The sequence below is a fragment of the Vibrio sp. 1F263 genome (genome assembly GCF_041439035.1).
GTDB lineage: Bacteria > Pseudomonadota > Gammaproteobacteria > Enterobacterales > Vibrionaceae > Vibrio > Vibrio tasmaniensis_A.
This window is the reverse complement of record NZ_JBGONI010000005.1, coordinates 187,576-210,137: the sequence shown is the minus strand read 5'-3', so window position 1 is coordinate 210,137 and position 22,562 is coordinate 187,576. Positions and strand designations below refer to the sequence as shown.

General features: G+C 42.9%; 21 protein-coding genes. 3 read left to right on the top strand and 18 right to left on the bottom strand.

The window, feature by feature from the left end:
* Positions 1-53: 53 nt before the first annotated feature.
* Together ACED25_RS05570 and ACED25_RS05565 are read right to left on the bottom strand one after the other, a co-directional pair.
* Positions 54-1,508, bottom strand: coding sequence for a glutathione synthase (locus ACED25_RS05570; protein WP_371694830.1), 1,455 nt, complete (start codon positions 1,506-1,508; stop codon positions 54-56).
* Between the two features lie 135 nt (positions 1,509-1,643).
* Complete coding sequence (locus tag ACED25_RS05565) at positions 1,644-2,579, bottom strand: LysR substrate-binding domain-containing protein (protein WP_371694829.1); 936 nt, start codon at positions 2,577-2,579, stop codon at positions 1,644-1,646.
* A 120-nt stretch (positions 2,580-2,699) separates the two neighbouring features.
* Between ACED25_RS05565 and add the strand changes: the two genes are divergently transcribed.
* Positions 2,700-3,698: an adenosine deaminase gene (gene add / locus ACED25_RS05560; protein ID WP_371694828.1), complete on the top strand. Its 999-nt coding sequence runs from the start codon at positions 2,700-2,702 to the stop codon at positions 3,696-3,698.
* Between the two features lie 330 nt (positions 3,699-4,028).
* Positions 4,029-4,604 (top strand): sugar O-acetyltransferase, encoded by a 576-nt coding sequence (locus tag ACED25_RS05555; RefSeq protein ID WP_371694827.1) that lies wholly within the window; start codon positions 4,029-4,031, stop codon positions 4,602-4,604.
* A 99-nt stretch (positions 4,605-4,703) separates the two neighbouring features.
* Here the strand turns inward: ACED25_RS05555 and ACED25_RS05550 are convergent, their stop codons facing one another.
* From ACED25_RS05550 to ACED25_RS05520, 7 genes are all read right to left on the bottom strand, one after another.
* Positions 4,704-5,543, bottom strand: coding sequence for a hypothetical protein (locus tag ACED25_RS05550; RefSeq protein ID WP_371694826.1), 840 nt, complete (start codon positions 5,541-5,543; stop codon positions 4,704-4,706).
* 56 nt (positions 5,544-5,599) lie between these two features.
* Positions 5,600-6,223 carry an HAD family hydrolase gene (locus ACED25_RS05545; protein WP_371694825.1) on the bottom strand — a complete coding sequence of 208 codons (624 nt, stop codon included), beginning with the start codon at positions 6,221-6,223 and terminating at the stop codon, positions 5,600-5,602.
* A 229-nt stretch (positions 6,224-6,452) separates the two neighbouring features.
* Entirely contained in the window at positions 6,453-7,877 is a 1,425-nt protein-coding gene (locus ACED25_RS05540) for an aspartate kinase (protein ID WP_371694824.1), read from the bottom strand.
* Between the two features lie 79 nt (positions 7,878-7,956).
* Positions 7,957-8,343: an ectoine synthase gene (locus tag ACED25_RS05535; RefSeq protein WP_009845969.1), complete on the bottom strand. Its 387-nt coding sequence runs from the start codon at positions 8,341-8,343 to the stop codon at positions 7,957-7,959.
* A gap of 13 nt (positions 8,344-8,356) precedes the next feature.
* Positions 8,357-9,622 (bottom strand): diaminobutyrate--2-oxoglutarate transaminase, encoded by a 1,266-nt coding sequence (gene ectB / locus ACED25_RS05530; RefSeq protein WP_009845970.1) that lies wholly within the window; start codon positions 9,620-9,622, stop codon positions 8,357-8,359.
* 35 nt (positions 9,623-9,657) lie between these two features.
* Positions 9,658-10,191, bottom strand: a complete 534-nt coding sequence (gene ectA, locus ACED25_RS05525; RefSeq protein WP_009845971.1) for a diaminobutyrate acetyltransferase — start codon at positions 10,189-10,191, stop codon at positions 9,658-9,660.
* 468 nt (positions 10,192-10,659) lie between these two features.
* Positions 10,660-10,920 carry a DUF5062 family protein gene (locus ACED25_RS05520; protein ID WP_009845972.1) on the bottom strand — a complete coding sequence of 87 codons (261 nt, stop codon included), beginning with the start codon at positions 10,918-10,920 and terminating at the stop codon, positions 10,660-10,662.
* A gap of 383 nt (positions 10,921-11,303) precedes the next feature.
* On the opposite strand from ACED25_RS05520, the gene ACED25_RS05515 reads away from it, so the two are divergent.
* Positions 11,304-11,519: a hypothetical protein gene (locus tag ACED25_RS05515; RefSeq protein ID WP_041473012.1), complete on the top strand. Its 216-nt coding sequence runs from the start codon at positions 11,304-11,306 to the stop codon at positions 11,517-11,519.
* Between the two features lie 176 nt (positions 11,520-11,695).
* On the opposite strand, the gene ACED25_RS05510 is transcribed toward ACED25_RS05515, so the two are convergent.
* The 9 genes from ACED25_RS05510 to ACED25_RS05470 form a co-directional block, all read right to left on the bottom strand.
* A complete protein-coding gene (locus ACED25_RS05510; protein WP_012600074.1) occupies positions 11,696-12,352 on the bottom strand; it encodes a Qnr family pentapeptide repeat protein in 657 nt (218 codons plus the stop codon).
* A 442-nt stretch (positions 12,353-12,794) separates the two neighbouring features.
* Positions 12,795-13,277, bottom strand: coding sequence for a MarR family winged helix-turn-helix transcriptional regulator (locus tag ACED25_RS05505; protein ID WP_009845974.1), 483 nt, complete (start codon positions 13,275-13,277; stop codon positions 12,795-12,797).
* A 363-nt stretch (positions 13,278-13,640) separates the two neighbouring features.
* Positions 13,641-14,855 (bottom strand): choline ABC transporter ATP-binding protein, encoded by a 1,215-nt coding sequence (gene choV, locus ACED25_RS05500; RefSeq protein WP_135381153.1) that lies wholly within the window; start codon positions 14,853-14,855, stop codon positions 13,641-13,643.
* A gap of 2 nt (positions 14,856-14,857) precedes the next feature.
* Entirely contained in the window at positions 14,858-15,700 is an 843-nt protein-coding gene (gene choW / locus ACED25_RS05495) for a choline ABC transporter permease subunit (protein WP_371694823.1), read from the bottom strand.
* Between the two features lie 107 nt (positions 15,701-15,807).
* Positions 15,808-16,779 (bottom strand): choline ABC transporter substrate-binding protein, encoded by a 972-nt coding sequence (locus tag ACED25_RS05490; RefSeq protein WP_371694822.1) that lies wholly within the window; start codon positions 16,777-16,779, stop codon positions 15,808-15,810.
* 164 nt (positions 16,780-16,943) lie between these two features.
* On the bottom strand, positions 16,944-18,671 hold the full coding sequence (gene betA, locus ACED25_RS05485; RefSeq protein ID WP_371694821.1) for a choline dehydrogenase: 1,728 nt from the start codon (positions 18,669-18,671) through the stop codon (positions 16,944-16,946).
* Between the two features lie 72 nt (positions 18,672-18,743).
* Positions 18,744-20,204 (bottom strand): betaine-aldehyde dehydrogenase, encoded by a 1,461-nt coding sequence (gene betB / locus ACED25_RS05480; protein WP_371694820.1) that lies wholly within the window; start codon positions 20,202-20,204, stop codon positions 18,744-18,746.
* 116 nt (positions 20,205-20,320) lie between these two features.
* Positions 20,321-20,923, bottom strand: coding sequence for a transcriptional regulator BetI (betI, locus tag ACED25_RS05475; RefSeq protein ID WP_371694819.1), 603 nt, complete (start codon positions 20,921-20,923; stop codon positions 20,321-20,323).
* Positions 20,924-21,348: 425 nt separating this feature from the next.
* Positions 21,349-22,452, bottom strand: coding sequence for an alpha/beta hydrolase (locus tag ACED25_RS05470; protein ID WP_371694818.1), 1,104 nt, complete (start codon positions 22,450-22,452; stop codon positions 21,349-21,351).
* Positions 22,453-22,562: the final 110 nt, after the last annotated feature.

Below are 22,562 nucleotides of genomic sequence, written 5' to 3'. Positions count from 1 at the left end.
AAGTAGGAGCGGGATTTCAGTTATCAAAACAACTTACTTAATGCTTAATAAGATTAGGGCTCAATCAACACCAACGAATCTAGAATGCCTTTGCCGCTGTGGATCCCGCCTTCGTTTTCGCTGGCTGGTTTACTGCGGATCAAGTAGCCCGCGTAGCCGTCCAGTTCGGTCACTGGCTTCCCTTGGTAGTAAGCGGTGAATAGGCCGACCTCGCTGACTAAGTCTGTCACCAGCATTTGTTGAGTGTCACGCACTGCAATGGTTGGTACGTCGCGTTCGTGTGGATACAAGCGCTGCATCAATGCCCATGCATCGTACTCTTCTGGCTTAAGTTGGCTCAGTTGTTCGCTAATGTCGTCACCAAAGACACAATGGCCACCGCCCTCGCCTTGGTTTTTCAGCACCCACTCTTGCTTATCAGCTTGTGTGTTAAACCAATCAATCGATTCACTGGTGATTGGCTTCATATCGGCCAAGACACTCTTCACCAATTCCGCTTCTTCTAGCGTTAAACCCCAACGTGCGTATTCAGATGCTGGCATCATGGTCAGCAGCATTTGCATGGTTTTACTGGTCGCTAATTGTTGGCTGATGGTCGCGTTCATTGCAACATGGTGTTGTTCCATAAACACGCGCGTTTGGCTTAGTGTATGACAACAAACCGATTCGTTGAGTTCTGGTGCCCAGTAATCTGAATACTGATAGCCCGCTCTTAGGTACACCACATCGACAGCACCGACACCTTGCAGTAACAAGCGTTGGTTATCACCCGATGAAAGCTGACAGCTCAATTGTTCAAAGGTGCGACGAACCGTACGTACCCCCTGCTTTTGCAGTTCAATTTCGAGTAGGTGTTGGTCGTAAACATTGTCTTCATTCTTTTGCACTACCATCAAGAATGTCGGCTTATCTGAATCATTAAAGTCAGCTCGCACTTTTCTTGCTGAAGTCGCAATACCATAAGCCAACTGCGTTAAGCCTTGGTTTTCAGCAGGTGTGGCAGATTTATCTTCAAGCCAGCTCCGATAAGTCTCAGGCCATTGATTGTGCATGTAATCATGGAACTCTGTGGCCTTTTGCCCGAATGGAGCCATACCTGCAGCAATGCCATTAAACTCGATCACTTTCGCACCATGCTGGCGATCATCCATAAAGTCAGTACGCATTAATAACAACGGTTGGCGAGCAGGATAAAGTCGATGAGACAGCTCGCCATGTGCTTGCTGATGCAGCTCCATCAAACGGCCAAAAAACGGATCAGCTTTGGCCATATCACTCAGTGATGACTGCAAGAAATCATGATCTTCGGAAACATTGCTGATTAACTTGGTGATCAGCGGTGTGACCTTCAACAGGTGTTCATACACTTCACGCTCCATAGTCATAGGAGCAATGCTGAAAGGACAATGCCTAGCGGTATTATCTGACTGGCGAAACGCAACACCGTGCATGATCGCCCACTCACACGCGTCTTCAATAATTTGTTGTGGTAACCGTGGAATTGTCATCTCTCATCTTCCAAATAAAAATAGCACCAGAATAAGACGAAGCTTAATTCCAAAAGACGAAATAAAACTGAATTTTTTATCAAACAATTACGTTTATCTTATCTTTTAAAAGCTTGAATAGATTATACATCTCAACTATCGAGTCTGCTCGATGATCAGATCGCGCAACCATTTGTGGCTCGGTTCTGAATCGAAGTATTTGTGCCACAACAGGAACAAGCCTCCCGGCACCAAATCAACCGGGACAGGCTTCATCACCAACTCTCCACTATCAATGTAATCGCGTACCGAGTTGTATGGGTAACACATAAGTAAATCACTCTGCTTACACAGCTTAATGGCACTGGTGATGTCTGAAACATTAGCGGCTTTGTTGATTTCAAGCTGCTTTGAGTTAAGCACTTCCATCAATAACCAGTCACCCGCTCCACCCGTCACCAACTGTATGTGTCGATACTTCAAGAAAGTGTCGAGGTTCCACTCTTCTTGCAAGGCAGGGTGGTCATTGCGCATCAAACATACAGAATAATCCAAGCACAGTTCCACGTAATCCAACTCGTCAGGGATACACTGGACATGGGTAGAAGCGCGCTCATCTAGCTCAAATATACCGATACCAAAATCCACCTCACGTTTGAGTAAACGCTTGAAGCTGTCGCTGCTCCACGTTGAACTGTTGATGGTGATGTGAGGCGCATCTGCAAGTGCCGTAGGCATAAAATGCGGGTAAATCGCCGTGTACGCGGTTTCGACAAGGTCTATAGTAAAGGTACGCTCACTGTCTTTAGGGTCGAAAACTTCGGGAACAGTCAGCTTTTCGATCTGCAGTAGAATTTGGTGGATCTTAGGCGCTAACGCGAGTGCTTTGGGTGTTGGGAATAGACCCTTTGATTCACGCTCAAACAGCGGATCATCAAACAAAGCTCTGAGCTTAGTGAGCTGTTTACTTACCGCAGACTGGCTCAAAAAGAGTCGATCAGCCGCTTTGCTCACACTTCGTTCTTCAATCAGAACGTGCAAGCAAAGCAGCAAATTCATATCGCATTTAAGTAAGCTTTTAACATCTACCATGATATTCCCTAAATTCAGGTTAATGATGATTAATTGTCACTTTAAATCATATCATTGTCTTGGTAAATTTAGCGCATGTGAGTTAAAACACTCAAAGAATAATAGAATTAAGGAATACTCATGGATTTTCTAGCACTACCAAAGATTGATTTACACTGCCACCTAGACGGAAGTGTTCGCCCAGATACGATTATTGACCTAGCAAAACAGTACAATATCGAACTACCTGAAGATCGCGACGCGGTTGTTCAATCTCTAACTGTGCCAGAAGATTGCAAAAACCTAGATGAGTACCTAGCTTGTTTCAGCCTGCCACTACAAGTAATGCAGACTGAAGAAGCAATTGAACGTATCTCTTTTGAGCTTTACGAAGACGCTGCACTAGAGAACGTTAAATACCTAGAAGTTCGCTTCGCACCAATCCTGCACGTAAACAAAGGCCTGTCTCTTGATACGATCATTGCAAGTGCAGTAAAAGGCATGAAGCGCGCTGAAGAGAAATACGACATCAGAGGCAACTACATCATGTCTGTGCTTCGTATGTTCCCTAAAGATTCGATCAAAGACGTAATCGACGCAGGCCAACCCTACCTAGGTAAAGGTGTTGTGGCGTTTGATATCGCAGGCGGCGAAAAGCCAGGCTTCTGTGCTGAATTCCCTGAATACACACAATACGCTCTTGAAAAAGGCTACCGCATTACCGTGCACGCTGGCGAGCAATGGCATGGTCAAAACGTTTACGATGCAGTGACAATGCTTGACGCTGAACGCATCGGCCACGGTGTTCACATCCAAGGTAACGAAGACGCATACAACATCGTTAAAGAGAAGCAAGTTGCGCTTGAAACTTGCCCAACAAGTAACGTTCAAACTAAATGTATTCACAAATTCAGCGACCACCCAATTGCTGAATTCAAGAAAGACGGCATCGTTGTTACGATCAACACAGACAACCGTACTGTGTCGAACACAACCATGACCAACGAAGTGAAGCGTGTGTGTGAAACATTCGGCCTAACAAAAGAAGACTACGTAGAAATCTACAAATACTCAGTCGACAGCGCTTTTGCTTCAGACGAAGTGAAACAGCACCTAATGGGTTTCGTTGAGCAAATCTAATTTGGCAAAGCGCGCCTTTTGCTGAATAGCAGGGCTCACTTAGCATTAGTGCTTAAAGCACAAAACAGGAAGAGAAAGGCTGACGCTTTTCTCTTTTTTTATGTCTAAAAGTCGCTAATCTTGCAGTATTCGTCATTTATACCAATCACAGTAAGTAAGTGATCATAAATAGCGCAGGAAAAAGGCTTAAGAACAAGGCAGAAATTTTCGATAAGTAGTTATTCTACAATCAAAATTTCTAACGCAGTTATTGAGCGTTTTAACCAGCTAGGATGACCAGTTATTTACTACGATTGGTATTAAACCGAGACTCTCGTAAAGTGGATAAGCATGAGTAATAAAAACAATAAAACTGAACTAGAAAAAATGCTATCTGGACAAGTGTATGATGGTGCAGATCAAGAAATTGATACCATGCGTGCCAATGCCAGAAAGTCGCTAATGGCTTTCAACCACCACCAAGACCCAAACCAGCAACACACATTGCAAGAGCAGCTATTTGGTAAGGTTGGTAATAGCAGCTTAATCCAGCCCCCTTTTCATTGTGAGTTTGGCAAAACCATAGAGATTGGCGACGACACCTTCATTAATATGAACGCAGTAATGCTAGATGGTGCGAACATCAAGATCGGTAACAATGTTTTAATTGGACCAAGTGCCCAATTCTATACGCCATCACACTCCCTTGATTATCGTAGCCGCCGTAAATGGGAAACCTTCTGTTTACCAATAACAATCGAAGATGATGTGTGGGTTGGCGGTAATTCAGTGATCAACCAAGGCGTGACTATTGGGGCTCGTTCAGTGATTGCAGCTAACTCTGTGGTCAACAGCGATGTACCACCAGATTGCCTATACGGCGGCACACCTGCAAAATTGATTCGACATCTGAATACCGAACAATAAAGCTAAATAGAAGAATAAAACGTATCAGTAGAATGAAGCCACTTAGAACAACAAATAGAAAAGAGGCGATGTTCATATGAAACATCACCTCTTTTTTGATTAGTTGGCCGTGTCTCTTCTATCGAATGGATTTCGTTCCATGGCCTTTTCATACTCACTTTTCGGACCACTCAAGTACGTGGTTTTGACGAACTTTTCCCAATCAGAAAACAGCGATTCTATTGGTTGCTCTGTAAGTTGTGATGGATCACCATTGCTTTTAATGAGATAAACAAACGCCTCCTCCCCCCATGAACGTTCAATAAACTCACCGACCGTATAGCCAAGCTCATAAACAGCCGAGCTACTGTTTGGCTTATGGTATAAATCCTGAACTAGCCCATCGAAACGGCGACTGATGGCAGTCCTGTTATTGACGTGAAACCAATAATCTTCAGATTTGTAGATAGCGATCGCTTCCCACAACCAACGCGGATTATTCGCAAAGTTCGGATTCACTTGCAGAGTCAGTAAATGTACGAACTCATGCAGTGCGGTTTTATGGATCTCACCACCAAAATAGAGCAGCCTAATTTCATTGCTTTTAGGGTCAATATACCCCGTAGAGAAAGCATATCGATACCCTATGCTCCGCTCCTGCTCATCCAAATAGGCTTTTTGGTTTCGCCATACTCTCACCGTTATGACAGGTATTGAATCAAGGCCGAAGCTTTTCATCAAAGGAGCCTGTTTGAGCAATAGCTCGTTGTGAATACTTGGAATTATCGAAGGTGAGGTTCCATCGTAAAGGACATACTTAAACTGCCCTTTATCTGATTCATAGCAATTGTGACAGGGTTCTTCACCTTGCATCTGCAGCATTGCTGCCACAATAAGAACCAATCCAGATAAAGCGAGAACCAAAAAAGTGATCATTGATCTTACTGAGTATTTTTTCATCTTGTTAAACCCTTAAAAAGAAGAGTTAAATCGTTAACCCGAAATCATCAAATCCGTTAACGATTCAAATCAATACCCAGTGCAAGCAATTCTCTTTCACACTGAGACACATCACTAAACTGGATACCGGTAATACCTACAGCCTTAGCCCCTTCAACGTTATAGGGCATATCATCAATGAAGACGGTTTCTGAAGCTTCAAGCCCATTATTAGACAGCAGCGCTTGGTAAATCTCAGGCTGCGGTTTAAGCATGCCCAATTCAGCGGATACCGCCGCGCCATCAAACAGCGGCCAAAATTGGTAGGTTGATTTTAGGTATTCAACAATCTCGACTACGTTGTCGGTAAGCGCGTACACACCATAACCAGATCGCTTTACACGCTCGATGAGTTCAACTGAACCGTACAGTAAGATCTGCGTTTGCTTTACGTAGTAGAACAGGCGATCGCACTCTAATGAAGATAAATCTAACTCTTGTTGGTAGCGAAGTTTGGCTTCATTTTCGGTTAAGAACCCTTTGTTCAAATCCAACCAAATCGTACTTTGGAAAATTGAACGCGCTTGGGTTTCCAGATCATCAAGTTCCCCGAAAGTCAGGCGAGTAATTTCTAGCGGTGACCAACGTACAATCACATTGCCGACGTCAAATACCACATTTTTTATTTGATGAGTACTCATACCTTGCTCCTGAATTATTCGCGTGAAATAACAACAACACCGACATTAAATGCCGCACCTTAAAGTTCATAACCTTGTTTTACAAAATAAGGACTGAAATCACAATATGTCATCGAGCAGGTACGAAAAAGGCCATCATAAAAATGGCCTTTACACAGAATTTTTTGCAGTCTCAACCCTACAGATCAAACGTTCAGTTAGTCGATGGGATGGGCTCACCGCTCTTTATTTAAGCAGCATTCACTGATGATGTGACCTTTTGCTTTTGTTCAAAAAACTCTTCATGTAATGCACAAATGGCCTCTTGATACTTATCGTCGCTCACAACAAATTGTACATTCACGTTTCTCATCGACGAATGTAACGCAATGGGCGTAACACTATTGCTCATCAAAGCCAATACGCCATTCGCTAGCGTTTTATTGGTGTCAATTTGAGAGCCGATCGCCGAAATGATAGCGACCATACGTCCCGAAATAGATGCTTTCGGATATCGCTTCTCTGCCTTATAAAACACCTTATTTAAACTTTCTGAACTGCCGCCTAGATAATACGTAATAGAGTTAGCATTCATCTCTTTTCCGATAAGGTTAACTCTTGCATCCGCGATAATTTCCATTAGTTCATAACTGACGTTATCAGCCTTACCGACCATCCCCTGATCAAATACATGCAATGCATATACTTTCTGCTTTCCGGCAATAATCTCGATCTGATTGGTGTCTGGGCGGTAATCTGAAGAAATCAGTGTACCTTCATGCTCTGGCTCAAAAGTGTTCTTTATTTGTAGTTCGATTCCACTCTCGCGCAACCCTGCTGCGGCATTAGAATGAATAGCTTCCATACCAAGGTTTGCTAACTGATCGGCAACATCATAATTAGTCGCTCCAATTGGTTTAACTGAGCTAACCCCAACGACTTTTGGATCGGCCGAACTAAAGTGATACTCCTTATGAATAATAGCTAGTGATGCCTTAGTCATAGTCGCGATACGGCTAAACGTCATCTCACTGTAACCACGATCATAAGTATGCATCAAACCTTCTTTACAATAGGCATAACCCGTCACTATAGGTAGCTCTTCAGCCACATTTATGTCTGAAAAAGCGTCTCTGATGGTATCGTCCAAACTCTGAGGAGTCTTGTTATCCCAACCAGAAAGGTCAACAAAGGTTGAATTAATACCAATATTTTTCAATTTAAGAGCCGTATTGTACGCACTATGTGACTCGCCAATTGAAGAGAGAAACTCGCGGATCTGAGGCAAGTAATGCCTCAATGAAAACTGACCGTATTGACACGTTTCAAGGATATTTGTAATACAGTTCTTCGCTTCTGAAATACGCGACCGGATGAACTTATCAGCACGCGCACGATTCATAGGATCTGCAAAAATATGCTCGTTGATCAACAACATACGGCTTTCAATGTAAGATAACGCTTCTTCCCAAGAATCATCACGCATTGCGATCAATTGATAAACACCTGGCTTGCCTGTTTTTTTGCACTCCAAAAGTGCATCTGTCATCCCGCTATAAGCAGACACAACAAAAATTCGATTGTACGAATTTTTCGGGCGGAGAATAATATTGTCGAGCACAGCATCAAATGCTGTCATGGATGTACCGCCGATTTTTTCTACGGTAAATGTCATAAAAGACCTTAGTTATAGAGAAGCAATAAAGACTAGATAAATGGAAATTGGGGTGAGATTTCACCCCAGAAAAAGTCGGTTAATCAACCAGAGGATAAACGCCGTTTTCATCGTGAACTTCAGCGCCAGTAATTGGCGGATTGAATACACACGCCATAACCATTTCTTTGTTTTTATACGCACGTAAATAGTGTTCATCGTGCTTATCAAGGATATAAAGCGTCCCAGGTTTGATGGGATAAGTCTCCCCCCCAACCACTTCAATTTCGCCTTCACCACTCATGCAATATACTGATTCTAAATGGTTTTGGTAATGAATATGTGTTTCCGTCGCTTCATAAATTGTCGTGATATGAAATGAAAAACCCATGTTGTCATCTTTCAACAACATGCGAGTACTTTCCCAATTATCCGAAACAATACGTCTTTCGCTATTGCGACATTCATCAAGTGTTCTAACAATCATTTTACTGTCCCTATTACGATACTTTCTTGAAATACTTAGTTGCTACAATTTCTACTGAATCTTCGAAGATGGTTAAACCTTGCATCAGTTCCGATTCAGATATCGTCAGTGGGCAAAAGAACTTCACTATTTCATCGTTAGGGCCAGCTGTTTCAATGACCATACCGTTTTCAAAACACGTTTTGGCAATTTCGTCAGCCGTGTTTCCATCTTTACATTCAATGCCAATCATCATTCCACGTCCCTTGCGTTGAACGAATAGCTCTGGGAAACGCTTGATATTGCGTTGAATGACATCATCGACCATGCTTGAGCTACGTTGAATATGATTTTCAAAATCATCATTTGACCAATACATTTCTAACGCTTTCGTAGCGGTAACGAACGCATGGTTATTACCACGGAAGGTGCCGTTGTGTTCTCCCGGCTGCCATTTGTCTAATTCAGGCTTTAATAAAACGACGGCCATCGGTAAGCCATAACCACTTATCGACTTAGACAGAGTGACTATATCTGGCTTGATACCTGAAGGTTCAAAGCTAAAGAACGTACCCGTTCGACCACAACCCGCTTGGATATCATCGACAATGACTAAGATATCGTGAGCTTTACAAATTTTACTCAAACGCTGTAACCACTCATTTGAAGCGACATTCAATCCACCTTCACCTTGAACCGTTTCCAATAAGACGGCTGCTGGCTTATCCATACCGGCAGAATTATCAGCTAACATCGTTTCGAACAATTTTAATCCATCAATGCCAGCGTAACCCTCAAATGGCAAACGCGTAACGTTGTTAAGGTTTGAGCCCGCGCCTTGTCTATGATGTTGGTTACCCGTAGCAGCCAGTGCACCTGCAGTACAACCATGAAAACCATTGGTAAACGCTACAATGCTGCTTCGGCCTTTCACTTTTTTAGCCAATTTAATCGCGGCTTCAACGGCATTGGTTCCTGTTGGGCCTGTAAATTGAACTTTATAATTGAGATCTCTTGGTTCTAGAATTAAGCGAGTAAGCGCTTCTAAGAATTCAGCTTTGGCTTCTGAATGCATATCTAAACCGTGCGTAATCCCATCCATTTCAATGTAATCAAGCAAGGCTTGCTTAAGTATTGGATTGTTGTGACCGTAATTGAGAGATCCTGCTCCAGCAAGAAAATCGATGTAACGATCACCTTGTTTCGTTTCAAGCCAGCAACCTTTTGATTTACTAAAAGTAACTGGAAAACTATTCGAGTATGAACGTACGTTAGATTCCTGCTTTTTAAAAATATCCATGATAATGCCGTTATTTAATTCCTATAAGTGTTTGATTATTTAAGGAGGATTCGATAGAGGTATTCGGTATCGTGCTGCCCGTTAAAGTGAAGATTTTCATCTAAGAAAGTAGTCACTTTCCCGGTGTTACCGTTTTTTTCGTCCAGCTTTTTGAACAATGCCCAAGACGCTTGGTTTGATTCAGTGATAGTCGTTTCTATCGCTTCAATGCTCTTTAGGCCCTCTCGTTTAAGTAAGGTGTTCAGCATCTTGTAGGCTAAAGCATTGCCTCTAAACTTAGGCGCCACCGCCACTTGCCAAATAAAGAGAACATTGGGCTCACTGGGTTTTTGGTAACTAGAAATAAAGCCAGCAAGATCACCTTCATGCTCCACTAAAATACAAGTTTTACTAAAGTGAGTAGACTGCAAGAAATTGCAATATGAAGAGTTAGTATCTAATGGGGGGCACTCTGAAATTAATTGATAAATGTTGTTGCCATCCGAAACTTCTGGCTCACGAAAATTCCATTTTTCAATCATCTTTTCTACAACCTCTGGATACAATATCCAAGGCGCTGACGTAATCATACCGAGACATTTCCTTTGAACTCTAATTAAATTCCTTTTAATTATGAGCATTTCCCATACACAAAGATCAACACATTAGCGCTAAAAATCAAATTTTAGCGACGCAGATCACACTTGCGTAAGTATTATATGTATTAAATAATACTTTGAGTTCTAATGTATTTATTGGGTCGGTATAAATTTGAGAGTCTTGAAGGGAATAGACGAAAGGAAATCGTTAGTGCAATTCATAAAATACAGCGTTCAAGTGCCTGAGTAGGAAGGATAGGAATCAGCAAAAATATCGACGACTCCAATACTGAATAAGGTAAACAGTGACGCTCTAAAAAGAGATGGCTTAGGCTCTAATATTGAAACGCAGATACCTAAAACAAAAAAACCTAGCGTGAGATAGCTAGGTTTTTCAAGTAAACATAAATTGGCAATCAATCAAAAGAAACAAATTCGAATCACTGAGTTAATCGCAAATTACTTCAGGGGATCATTATCAGGCAGAGCCTTGTGGATCCATAGTGCTAAACGCTTCTTAATATTCGCGCCATCAAGCTTACTTTCAGGTAAAGGCGTGATCTGATTAACTCCAACGAGAAACAAGTACACAGCCTTAACTTTTATAGGTTGAGATGAGTGTGGCAAATCAAAGCCTTGTAACTTTGCCATTTTAGAACCGACTTCCAGAGCTTTCTTGAGCAATTTATCTTCATTAATGATCTTCGCGGTTTTCGACATATCATCTCCATCATCTTAATCGAATGAACACTGAGTATATCAAACCGAAAGACTCACAAGATTACTTCGATCTCAGTTTGAGGAGTCGCTTTGATAAATAACATAAAATTAATCGTCACGTAGATATCAATGTTAATTTCAATAACATTGACGAGACAGATAACAATAAGCAATGGAACTCTTATCAATAATCACTCCCTGAAGAGTACGAAATACCACTACAATCAAATACCCAACAACTATCATATAATGCACTGTTATTTAACTAGTTTTATATTAACTTTGCTTTAATCACATTTACCGTACCCTACAATGAAAAGTAATTTACAAAGTGCTCATTAGTAAAATAGAATAAAAAGACTAATATTATACTGGTGTTAAAAATGCGTTATCGTTGGGCCTCATTCTGTCATAAAAATCCAATTATCGGACGAATCGTTCATGTCTTTGTTATGTTGGTAGCGGTAGCTTCTATCGTACTTCCATTGATGTCAAAAGACGCAACAACGATCTTAGTTTCATTGTGTGTTGCACTAGTATGTTTCGTGTTGTTTGTCTTCTTTGCACTGGCCGACAAAATGCGTTCAGGAATGCACTAATCAACTCAATATCCGCCAAGCATTCTCTTTTCTAAACTTCATTATAAAATGCATGCGGCCAAATACGGAAAAGCCCAAAGTTATTAACTTTGGGCTTTTCTTCTAACTGCTGTGGTTAATTACGACCGAGTGATACGACAACCGAGTTTTACAGCGTTATATGCAGAATTAGAAAATCAATCAGGCATCACAACAATACCCATGGTTTCAAGCAACTGCTCTTGTTGCCAAGCGACAATCTTAATCCCTGTCGTATCCACTTTGCGAGGGTCTAACCCTTCTAATTCCGCATGACACAAGTTAGCCCCCTGCATACTGAATTGCCCCCATACATCTTCGGAGAACACGCCTCGGCTGAGATCAGACTCTTTCAGTGACGCACCGCCAAGGTAAGTCCCTATCCAGCGGTTTTCAAACAACTCACACTTTTCCAAGCAGGCCTGCTCCAAGTTGGCGTATGACAGGTTACAGCCCGTAATATACGCAGAGCAAAAGTACATCCTATTACTTACTTGATTGGCAAAGTTAGCACGAGTAAAATTCGCTCCTTTTAAGTCGCATTCACGCAGCTCAATCCCATAGCAATTCGCATTACTAAAGTTCGCCATCGCCAACTGGCAATTCTGGAAACTTGCGTCTCGTAAATCGGCAATATCAAAGTGGCATCCCTCAATATCGCCTTGTTCAATAAACTTACAGTTAATAAACGTTGCATCACGTAAGTTCGAACGTCTGAAATCACAACGGATAAACGTACAGGCCGTAAAGGTAAGCTCTGATAGATCTTGCTGAGCAAAACTGTGCTGATGATAAGTGCTGTTATTGGTATCCATTTAGCCCCCTAAAGAAATCAAGCTAAGACTACCATTGTGATCTTAAGAAAACATCAAATTAAAAACCAACAAAAACAGCAACTTAAAACACCCTATTTTGGCCATTTTAAGGCACCAAACGAGCCATTTAAGGTTGTTATTTTCGTTTTATGGCATGCGCTTATCTTGAAAAAAGTTTTGTCGCTTAGAAGGGGGGGAGATTAGACACAACGAGAAGATCATCATATGTCAGCACAAACTTGATACAATAGCCTATATAGATACCTTCGCTTGATACTTAGTCTTTCGAAAACCTTAGCTTATATCGATAGGCTACAACTAAAAGATGATTTTCATTAGTAAAGTCAGAAAAATGGGGAGGCCAAGATCAAAAAATGGCCGCTTGATGCGACCATTTTATAACTCTTTAAACTTTTTCTTAGCTAGACAATTTAAAACTACGTTAGCTCTTGACGACGTTTGCAATGCCTTCAAGCTGTAGAACTGGAGCTGCGTCGATGTCTTCGGCGTTCATCATTGCAGACACACGTTGCATCGAAGAAAGCAGTAGGCTTTGCTCCCATGCTTCTAAATTTTGGAATTTTTTAACGAAGTTATCTTGTAGCGGTGGTGGCGCATTGTTAAGTAGCTCTTGACCTTTTTCAGTCAGATTTGCGTGTACTTTTCGGCGATCTGACGAACTGCGAACACGTTGTACATAGCCGTTCAATTCCAAGCGATCGATGATCGTCGTTGTCGTCGCTTGACTCACATTAGTTTGATTAGACAATTCTTTGATCGTCACATTACCCATCTCTTGGATTGCGCGCATTAAAATCAATTGAGGGCCCGTCAAACCATACTCTTTACTCAGCTTTTTCGAGTGTAAATCGATAGCGCGAATAATTTGGCGAATAGCGACCAAGATTTCGTCATGTTTATCCAAGATGCAGACCTTTGTACTAATATACTGTGAGTGACTTTACAGTGTCGTGGCGATGAGATTTTCCAAACTGAACAGCTTAGGATCGCTCGAATTACACTGTAAATTGATAATTTACTTCATTGATTTTTCCGCATTGTACTGATGTTAATACTATTCTCAATCTTTTCTATACCACTAAACTTGCGTGGTACGGCACTTTTGCTTAATGAAGGGGGAATCAAAGCTTCAATGAAGGCAAAAATAATGAGTCAGAGAATACAAACTCAAAGAATAATATATTTTAATAATCATAGAGGTAGAGAGATTTAGCCCTCTCTACCTAATAAAAAACCAGCCTCAATAGCTAAGCTTAAAAACGAAATTTTACGCAGCGGTATTCATCTGAAAGTTACCAGTAAGCGCATTATAAAATTCACTGTTATCCAAAATACCGACCAGTTTATTGTCTTCCACCAGCAAAATCGGATGATTACTTAGCTGTTTCAGTTTAATCGCATCGCGCATGCCAATCTCTGGGCTTGCCACTACCACACTCGACGCGCTGATTGCCGTTAAATCGTCAGATTCGTTCCACTCAACAAGCGCTAAAGTTGATTCACCTTTTACAGATAAAGTACCTTCACTCTGCTCAATCCATAAGTCTTTAGAGTCACAGATCTTCCAACTTTCATCTTCTTGTTTCAAAGAATCCAGTGGCTGCATCAACGAACGACCTTTCAATACGTTCAACGGGTTAGTGTGTGCGACAAAATCTTTCACATATTCCGTTTTTGGTGTGAGTACGATCTCTTCAGGCTTACCATGTTGAATCAACTTGCCTGACTCCATGATCGCAATGTTATTACCAATCTTCAGCGCTTCGTCTAAATCATGACTCACGAACAGAATCGTTTTGTTAAGCTTGTTTTGCAATAGAATTAGCTCATCTTGCAACTGCGCACGAATCAGCGGATCAAGCGCTGAAAACGGTTCATCCATAAGAAGAATGTCGGTATCCATCGCAAAAGCACGCGCTAGGCCAACACGTTGCTGCATACCGCCAGAAAGCTCATGCGGATACTTGGTTTCCCACTCAGCCAAACCCACCATTTCAAGTTGTTCACGCGCTTTAGCACGACGAACATCTTTCGCTACACCTTGCATCTCTAGACCAAACGCCACGTTATCTAACACGTTTAACCAAGGCATTAGGGCAAATTTTTGGAACACCATAGAAACGCGGTGAGTACGAAGATGACGCAAGGTCGCTTCGTCGCACTGTTCACCTAAATCAACCAGCTTGTCTCCATCTTTGATCGCCAATGAGCCACGGCTGATCTCATTCAAGCCGTTAACTGCGCGAAGCAAAGATGATTTACCAGAACCAGACAAACCCATCAGCACACAAATCTCGCCTTCTTCAACGGTCAGCGACACATTATCTACGCCAACGACTTGGCCAGTCTCATCAATGATCTCTTGGCGAGTTTTACCTTGGTCGAGTAGCTCAAGCGCTTGTTTCGATTTATTACCAAACACAACATCGAGATTCTTAATGGTAATCGCGTCCATTGTCTTTTTTTCCTGAGAGTTAGACATGATTAAGCTTCCTTCTGGTTTGGTGTTTTGCACAAGCGGTCAAGGATGATTGCGACTAATACAATCGCTAATCCAGCTTCAAAACCTTGTGAGATGTTCACTGTGTTCAATGCGCGAACAACAGGTTTACCAAGTCCGTCAGCACCGACAAGAGCGGCGATAACCACCATCGAAAGCGACAACATAATACATTGGGTTACACCCGCCATGATGCTTGGTAGAGCGGCTGGTAGTTCTACTTTCAATAGTAACTTCATGCGACTCGCACCAAAGGCTTTACCCGCTTCAATCAACTCTTCAGGGACTTTCGTTACCCCTAAGTAGGTTAAACGAATCGGTGCAGCTATCGCGAAAATAATGGTCGAGATTAAGCCAGGAACGATGCCCAAGCCGAATAAAACCAAAGTTGGAATCAGATACACAAACGTTGGAACCGTCTGCATTAAATCAAGGATGGGCCTAAGCACCGTATATAACCAAGGGCGATGCGCGGCCATAATGCCAACTGGAACGCCAATTAATACGGAAATCGTTGTCGCTGCAAACACGAGGACAAAGGTTTCCAGCATTTCTTGCCAGTAGCCAAGGTTTAAAATAGTCAGTAAAGCTACAACCACGAAAATCACAAGCGAGGGTTTACGGTGTAAATACCATGCAATCGCCGCAGTCATCACGATTGGTAAAGCCGGTGGCATCCACTTAAATACATCGACTAAAAACATAATGACGGTTTCTAGAAAAATCGAAATAGCGTCAAAGAATCCTGCTGCATTGATTGTTAGCCAATCAACACCCGCTTCCATCCATTGACCAACAGGGATTTTGTTTTCCGTAATAAAATTCACAATATTGCCTTTTATTATGGGTGGGCTACTTCAAACCAATAGACAATTGGCAAGCCCACCTTTTTTATTTATAGAGCTTTGATAAATAGAACGATAGGTAGGTAAAACTAAGCTTTAACTTGTTTTAGGTATTCAGTAACCGCTCGAGTCGCTGATTCACCTTTATGCGTTTTTACGTTGTCCAACCAAGCTTCAACTTGTTGAGGGTTATTGTTCAACCATTGTTGAGCCGCTTTCTCTGGCTTCACTTTTTGGTTAAGAATCTCTTCCATCAACTGGTTTTCCATCTCTAGAGTGAACTCAAGGTTTTGCAGAAGTTGGCCGACGTTTGCACATTCAGACAGGTAGTTTGAACGAACATTGGTGTAAACATTTGCTCCCCCGTAGTTCGGGCCGAAGAAGTCGTCACCACCTGATAGGTATTCCATCTCAACGTTGCTGTTCATTGGGTGCGGTGCCCAACCAAGGTAAACGATCCACTGGCTACGACGAGCAGCGCGAGATACTTGCGATACCATGCCCGCTTCACTTGATTCCACTAGGCTGAAATCTTTCAAGCCAAACGCGTCAGAATCAATCATTGATTGGATTAAGCGGTTGCCATCGTTACCCGGCTCAATACCGTAGATGCGGTCTTTAAATTTGTCGGCATGTTTTGCTAGATCAGCGAAGCTTTTCACGCCAGAGTCGTATACGTATTTTGGTACGGCTAGTGTGTATTTTGCCCCTTCAAGGTTGGCACGCACGGTCTCAACCGTTCCCGCTTCGCGGTACTTAGCGATGTCGCCTTCCATAGTTGGCATCCAGTTACCTAAGAATACGTCAATATCGCCGTTCGCCATTGAAGAGTAAGTAACCGGTACTGAAAGTAGGTCAGTTTTGGTTTTGTAGCCTAGACCTTTGAGTAGCTCAGAAGTGACAGCGGTTGTTGCGGTAATGTCTGTCCAGCCTACATCAGCGAAGCGAACGTTTTCACATTGCTGTGGTTCAATAGAAGCGTTAGCACCAAATGCAAATGAGCTGATGGCTAGTGCTGTTAACGTTTTTGTCGTCACGTTCTGAATATTTAGAGTCGTCATAATGGTTCCTTTTTATCTTTCCTTTTGCTGCTCGATATCAACACCGATAGAGAGCAGTTCTTCTGACTTTTGACTAATTAGTTTTGTTATTTTTTGCTTGTTGCTTGTTGCTTGTTGTTTTTATTCTTTGCTACTTTTGCTATTTTTTAAACAATAACAGACGCTTACGCTTCTCGTATTGGCTTATTGATTCTTTGTGTTTCTTCCCACTCCGGAGCTATCCATACTGGAACGTTTTGCTCTTTTAGAACGGGCTTGCCCAAAATCAGGTCCGAGGCACGCTCAGCAACCATGATGGTCGGTGCGTTCAAGTTACCGTTTGGAATAACAGGGAAAACAGACGAGTCGACCACGCGCAAATTATCAATGCCGCGAACACGACACTCTTCATCAAGTACCGCCATTGGGTCATCATCAGCGCCCATTTTGCAGCCACAAGAAGGGTGATAAGCACTTTCAACATTCTGCTTAACCCATTCGTCGATCGCTTCATCAGAAGTTACGTTTAGACCCGGCTGAATCTCTTCGCCACGGTAAACATCCATCGCAGGTTGCGACAAAATTTCACGGGTTAAGCGAATGCAATCACGCCAATCTTGGCGGTCTTGCTCAGTCGAGATGTAGTTGAAAATTATCTCTGGCTTGGCATGTGGGTCAGCAGAAGTGATCGCTACCGTACCGCGACTTTCAGGTTTGTTAGGGCCAACATGAACTTGGAAACCATGACCATCAAAGGCCGCTTGTCCGTCGTAACGCATCGCTGCTGGCAGGAAGTGATACTGAATATTCGGCCACTTCAATCCTTTGCGAGAACGAATGAACGCGCACGATTCAAAGTGATTAGTGGCCCCCAAACCTTTGCGAGTCAAAATCCACTCTGCGCCAATCATGCCTTTGCTGACTAAACCAAGCTTGCTGTTGAGCGTGATGGGTTCGTTACAGTGATATTGGAAGTACACTTCCAAGTGGTCTTGTAGGTTTTCACCGACGCCACTGAGTTCGTGTTTAAGCTCAACACCCGCCTTCTCAAGTACCGCTTTCGGGCCGATACCAGAAAGTTGCAGCAGTTGAACCGAGCCAATAGAACCCGCAGAAGAGATCACTTCCTTGTTCGCCACAGCCACTTGAGTATTGCCTGACTTTTCAAACTCAACACCAACCGCTTTCAGGCCTGATTGACCTTCTGATGACTGGTCTTTTGCGACGAATGCTTCAAGTAAGAAACGACGTGCCACGATGCCTTTTTTCAAGGTGAGGTTTGAACGCTTCAATGCACGACGAAGATAAGCGTTAGAGGTTGAGGCTCTAACCCCCTTGTCTACCGTCATGTGCATGGTGCCGAAGCCTTCTTGCTGGTAGCCGTTGTAATCTTGCGTTTCTGGGTAACCTGCGTCTTTACCTGCATCGATGAACGCTTGGTAAAGCGGGTTTAGCGCCATATCGTTGCCGTTACAAGTGCCGACAGGACCATTGTCACCACGGTATTCATCACCGCCTTTGTTCCATGATTCAGCGCGGCGGAAATAAGGCAGACATGCTTGGTAGTTCCAACCCGCAGCGCCCTCTTCTTCCCATTGGTCAAAATCACACGCGTGGCCACGAACATAAACCATGCCGTTAATTGATGAGCTGCCGCCTAAAACTTTGCCACGTGGGCAGTGCAGTTCACGTCCATCAAGGCCCGGTTCTTTCTCTGTTTCAAATTGCCAAGCGTACTTTTCAGTATTCATTGGGTAAGAAAGCGCGGTTGGCATTTGGATAAAAATACTCTTGTCCGTGCCACCAGCTTCCAGTAATAAAACGCTATGTTCACCGCTTTCCGTTAGCCTATCCGCTAACACACAGCCGGCCGAACCCGCGCCGACGATAATATAATCGTAGCGTTGTTCCATGTTTTGATTTCCCTGAGATGAGTCAGTAGGGCTAGCTCTTTTAAGCTAACCCATAAAATTGAGTGTTACGCGTTAGGCATAAGGGCTGGCGTAGTCGCCAAGTTCAATAAGAATGCTCTTAGTCTGCGTATAGTGAAGTAGGGTTTCTGGTCCATTTTCACGGCCAATACCTGAAAGCTTGTAACCACCAACAGGCATTTCTGCCGGTGAGTCGCCCCACGTGTTCACCCAACAAATACCAGCCTGCATTTGATGAATAACACGGTGAGCACGAGAAAGGTTTTGCGTGAACACGCCAGCCGCTAGGCCATATTTGGTGTCGTTAGCGCGGCGAATCACATCGTCTTCGTCCGTAAACTTCAACACTGACATTACAGGGCCGAAGATCTCTTGTTGAACGTGAGGCATGTTGTCTTCGCAATCCACAAACACGGTTGGGATAACAAAGTTGCCGTTCGCTAAGCCGTTGTCTGTCACTCGATAGCCGCCAGTTAGCAGAGTTGCCCCTGACTGTTTTGCCAGCTCAATCGCTTCGAGAACTTTTGAAAGGTGTTCTTTAGAAATCAACGCACCGATCTGAGTATCCATGTCCATTGGATCACCAATGATCAGCTTCTCAGTGCGTGTTTTAAGTTGGTCGATGAATGCGTTGTAGATGTTTTCGTGTACATAAACACGGGTACCGTTAGTACACACTTCGCCTTGGGTGTAGAAGTTAGCCACCATCGAAGCTGAAACTGCATCATCCAATTTCGCATCATCAAAGATGATCATTGGTGATTTACCACCGAGCTCCATCGTTACAGACTTGAGTGTTTTAGCACTGTCTGACATTACCGCTTTGCCCGTACCGGTTTCGCCTGTGAAAGACACTTTAGCGATGTCAGGGTGAGCCGTTAGCATTTGACCCACTCGGTAGTCACCTTGAACTACGTTGAATACGCCATCAGGAAGGCCAGCTTCTGTGAAAATTTCAGCAAGTTTAAGTGCCGTTAGCGGCGTTTCTTCTGAAGGCTTGAAAATCATTGCGTTACCCGCAGCGAGTGCTGGAGCCGATTTCCACATTGCGATTTGGATAGGGTAGTTCCACGCGCCAATGCCAGCACAGATGCCTAGCGGTTCACGGCGTGTGTAGAAAAATTGAGATTCACTAAGAGGTTGTTGATCGCCTTGCAGCGTAGGCGCTAGCCCTGCGAAATACTCAATAACGTCAGCACCCGAAGCCACATCGACTTCGATCGCTTCTTGTAACGGCTTGCCCGTATCGACAACCTCAAGGTTCGCAAGGTCATTATTTCGAGCTCTAAGTATCTCTACCGCCTTTAAAAGAATGCGGCTGCGTTCTACGGCTGTCATTGCTGACCATACCGCAAATCCGCGCTTCGCCGATTCAATCGCATTTTCAACGTCAGCTGAAGAAGCTTGGCCAAGCGTTGCGATAGGTTCGCCGTTTGCAGGGTTAATGCTGACGAAATTTTCGCCTGAGGTAGCGTCAACCGCTTTACCATCGATGTATAACGAGTTCATTTCCATTTGATCTTCTGACTTAATTATTGTTGTTAGACTCTATCGGTCTATGTATTTGTGAATGCATATCGTTGTTGAGAGCGAGCCTTTTGAGCTCACGCACTAGAATTTTTAACGAATCATTAATCGCGCTGACACGAGTAAAACGTAAGCTGCTTGTCTAAGTAGTCATTGATGATTGCACGTGCTTTATCGGCGTTAATACCTTCAGGGTTGAGCGTCCCTCTTAGCCAGATCCCATCAATTAATGATGCAATGCCGTGTGCGATCAATTCCGCTTGCTCAGGTTGAAAAATCGATTTTAATTCAATAAGTAAATGAGAAGTCAAACGCTTTTCATTAACCCTTTGCAGGCGCTTTAGTTGAGCGTCATGCATCGAATAAGACCAAAATGCCAACCACGCCTTCGCGACCTTATTTTCAGCTTGGTAACCTTCGAAGTTACCATCGATGATCGCGTTTATTCTCTGTTGGTGAGCATCAACAGGAAGTGCTTTTAGTGACGTGGTGATGGTATTGGAAAGTTGACGAAGGATTTCACGCATGGTCTCTTCGAGCAGCCCATGCTTTCCACCAAAATAGTGATTAATAATGCCAGTGGAGACTCCCGCTTCTTTGCTGATCAACGCAATACTCGCGGCATGCAAACCCACTCGATCAATCACCGTCATGGTGGCTTGAACAAGCTGTGGTTTACGTATATCAGGCATCCCAACCTTCGGCATTTCTTAGTCCTTTTATTTTATATTGAACGTTCAGTTAAATATAAAATGACAGAAATTTAGTTAGGGTTCAAATGATTATTTAAAACAAACTTGTAACAACACGTCATTCAAAATAAAACAAGTCATTTTAAAACAATGCGTTAAACATCATTTAGACCACTAAATAAAACCATTAAAGATTTGAGGTGTGATGGTTACGGGTCAAAAGTTTTGCTTAGGAAGAGCAAATAATAAATCAGTAGGAATACGTGTAGACACTTTTTTGGGGGAAGTTGAAAGGTAGTATCAATGAGTCTTAATACTGAAATTTAAGACTAGGAAATCTGCACTCAACAAAGTAACGAATCAAGACATGAACAAAAAAAGGCCGATAATGACAGAGCCATCACCAACCTTTGCGGAGTCGTTATTGTTACTTTCTTTGACTACTCAATACGAGTAATAAAACCGTACTTATCAGAGTCTGCTTTGGTCATCCAGTGTTCACCGGAAGCCGGGGCAGAATCTAAAGTGAAGATATAGAAGTCTATCCCTTTTTCTCCCATCGCCTTTTTAAAATAGGTCGCTTGCTGACGATGACTCTCATTGGTGTATGGGAATTCTTTGGCCGTTTTATTCCCTTCAGCCCAACTATGCACACCCACCTGTTTATTCAGTTCAATGACCTTGGTAGTATCAGCGCGTTGCAATATGCGTGGGTTGCCAGCAGCAAATAGATCCGTACCACCCGAAAAAACCGAACCCGTTGGAGTCACAACCGTCGTCATCTTGTTGTTATTGATCATACGCCCGGTGTACATGTTGATTTCGTCATCAGCACTACCGCCAATATGGTTGGTGAACTTCAACGTCATCTCACTGCCTCGGTATAACTTCACGATATCAAAAATCTGAGAATAGGTTGATGCGCCTAGAGTGGAAGTAATCCGTTCAACAGCGCCAGTCTCGTTGAGCACATCGCGGTAAAAAGCGTTGAAGGCAAACGATGTGGTAATGGTGACTTTATTACCATTTTTGGATTTACTCAGAATCGTCGAACCTAGGCTCGTCACGTATTGCGACAACTCGTTTTGGTATTCAAGATTAACGGAGACTTTTTTATCCTTCGTCATTGCTTTTATTGACGTAGTATCACTAGAAGTAAAGCGTTGTGCTGCATCACAATCAAATAGATCCAAGCCCTTGCTCTCTGTATAAATACCACAACTATCAAACCCAGCTTCAGGAAAGTACAGATCAACACTTTGACCTAAGCCATCCAAAAGCCTAATCACTTTTTGCTTATCACTAATGTCTTCAGCAAACTGAATTTTTTCATACAAAATACCATCGTAAGAGAGCTTCATAGCCTCTTCTTGGAGCTCTTGCCTCTCTTGATACAACTCACCAAGTTTAGCTGAAGAAAATACGTAGTCAGCCTTCGGTTCCTTTTGCGAAATGGTGGTTGATTGTCCCGTGTTTGAACTTGAATTACAGCCAGCCAAGAGAGCCAAAGGTAACGCTAGCAACGTATTTCGATAGTACTTCATACCATTATTCCCCAAAATTTTGATTGGAGAAATTCTATTGGTTAACAATTAAATTATCTGTCGTGCGAATGTAATAGAATGTAGATTTTTTTGAACGTTGTTTTTTATTT

What these genes read in the sequence shown, in the direction of transcription:
- ACED25_RS05570 (WP_371694830.1), bottom strand. Translation starts at nt 1,508, where the DNA reads ATGACAATTCCACGGTTACCACAACAAATTATTGAAGACGCGTGTGAG.
- ACED25_RS05565 (WP_371694829.1), bottom strand. Translation starts at nt 2,579, where the DNA reads ATGGTAGATGTTAAAAGCTTACTTAAATGCGATATGAATTTGCTGCTT.
- add (WP_371694828.1), top strand. Translation starts at nt 2,700, where the DNA reads ATGGATTTTCTAGCACTACCAAAGATTGATTTACACTGCCACCTAGAC.
- ACED25_RS05555 (WP_371694827.1), top strand. Translation starts at nt 4,029, where the DNA reads ATGAGTAATAAAAACAATAAAACTGAACTAGAAAAAATGCTATCTGGA.
- ACED25_RS05550 (WP_371694826.1), bottom strand. Translation starts at nt 5,543, where the DNA reads ATGAAAAAATACTCAGTAAGATCAATGATCACTTTTTTGGTTCTCGCT.
- ACED25_RS05545 (WP_371694825.1), bottom strand. Translation starts at nt 6,223, where the DNA reads ATGAGTACTCATCAAATAAAAAATGTGGTATTTGACGTCGGCAATGTG.
- ACED25_RS05540 (WP_371694824.1), bottom strand. Translation starts at nt 7,877, where the DNA reads ATGACATTTACCGTAGAAAAAATCGGCGGTACATCCATGACAGCATTT.
- ACED25_RS05535 (WP_009845969.1), bottom strand. Translation starts at nt 8,343, where the DNA reads ATGATTGTTAGAACACTTGATGAATGTCGCAATAGCGAAAGACGTATT.
- ectB (WP_009845970.1), bottom strand. Translation starts at nt 9,622, where the DNA reads ATGGATATTTTTAAAAAGCAGGAATCTAACGTACGTTCATACTCGAAT.
- ectA (WP_009845971.1), bottom strand. Translation starts at nt 10,191, where the DNA reads ATGATTACGTCAGCGCCTTGGATATTGTATCCAGAGGTTGTAGAAAAG.
- ACED25_RS05520 (WP_009845972.1), bottom strand. Translation starts at nt 10,920, where the DNA reads ATGTCGAAAACCGCGAAGATCATTAATGAAGATAAATTGCTCAAGAAA.
- ACED25_RS05515 (WP_041473012.1), top strand. Translation starts at nt 11,304, where the DNA reads ATGCGTTATCGTTGGGCCTCATTCTGTCATAAAAATCCAATTATCGGA.
- ACED25_RS05510 (WP_012600074.1), bottom strand. Translation starts at nt 12,352, where the DNA reads ATGGATACCAATAACAGCACTTATCATCAGCACAGTTTTGCTCAGCAA.
- choV (WP_135381153.1), bottom strand. Translation starts at nt 14,855, where the DNA reads ATGTCTAACTCTCAGGAAAAAAAGACAATGGACGCGATTACCATTAAG.
- ACED25_RS05490 (WP_371694822.1), bottom strand. Translation starts at nt 16,779, where the DNA reads ATGACGACTCTAAATATTCAGAACGTGACGACAAAAACGTTAACAGCA.
- betA (WP_371694821.1), bottom strand. Translation starts at nt 18,671, where the DNA reads ATGGAACAACGCTACGATTATATTATCGTCGGCGCGGGTTCGGCCGGC.
- betB (WP_371694820.1), bottom strand. Translation starts at nt 20,204, where the DNA reads ATGGAAATGAACTCGTTATACATCGATGGTAAAGCGGTTGACGCTACC.
- betI (WP_371694819.1), bottom strand. Translation starts at nt 20,923, where the DNA reads ATGCCGAAGGTTGGGATGCCTGATATACGTAAACCACAGCTTGTTCAA.
- ACED25_RS05470 (WP_371694818.1), bottom strand. Translation starts at nt 22,452, where the DNA reads ATGAAGTACTATCGAAATACGTTGCTAGCGTTACCTTTGGCTCTCTTG.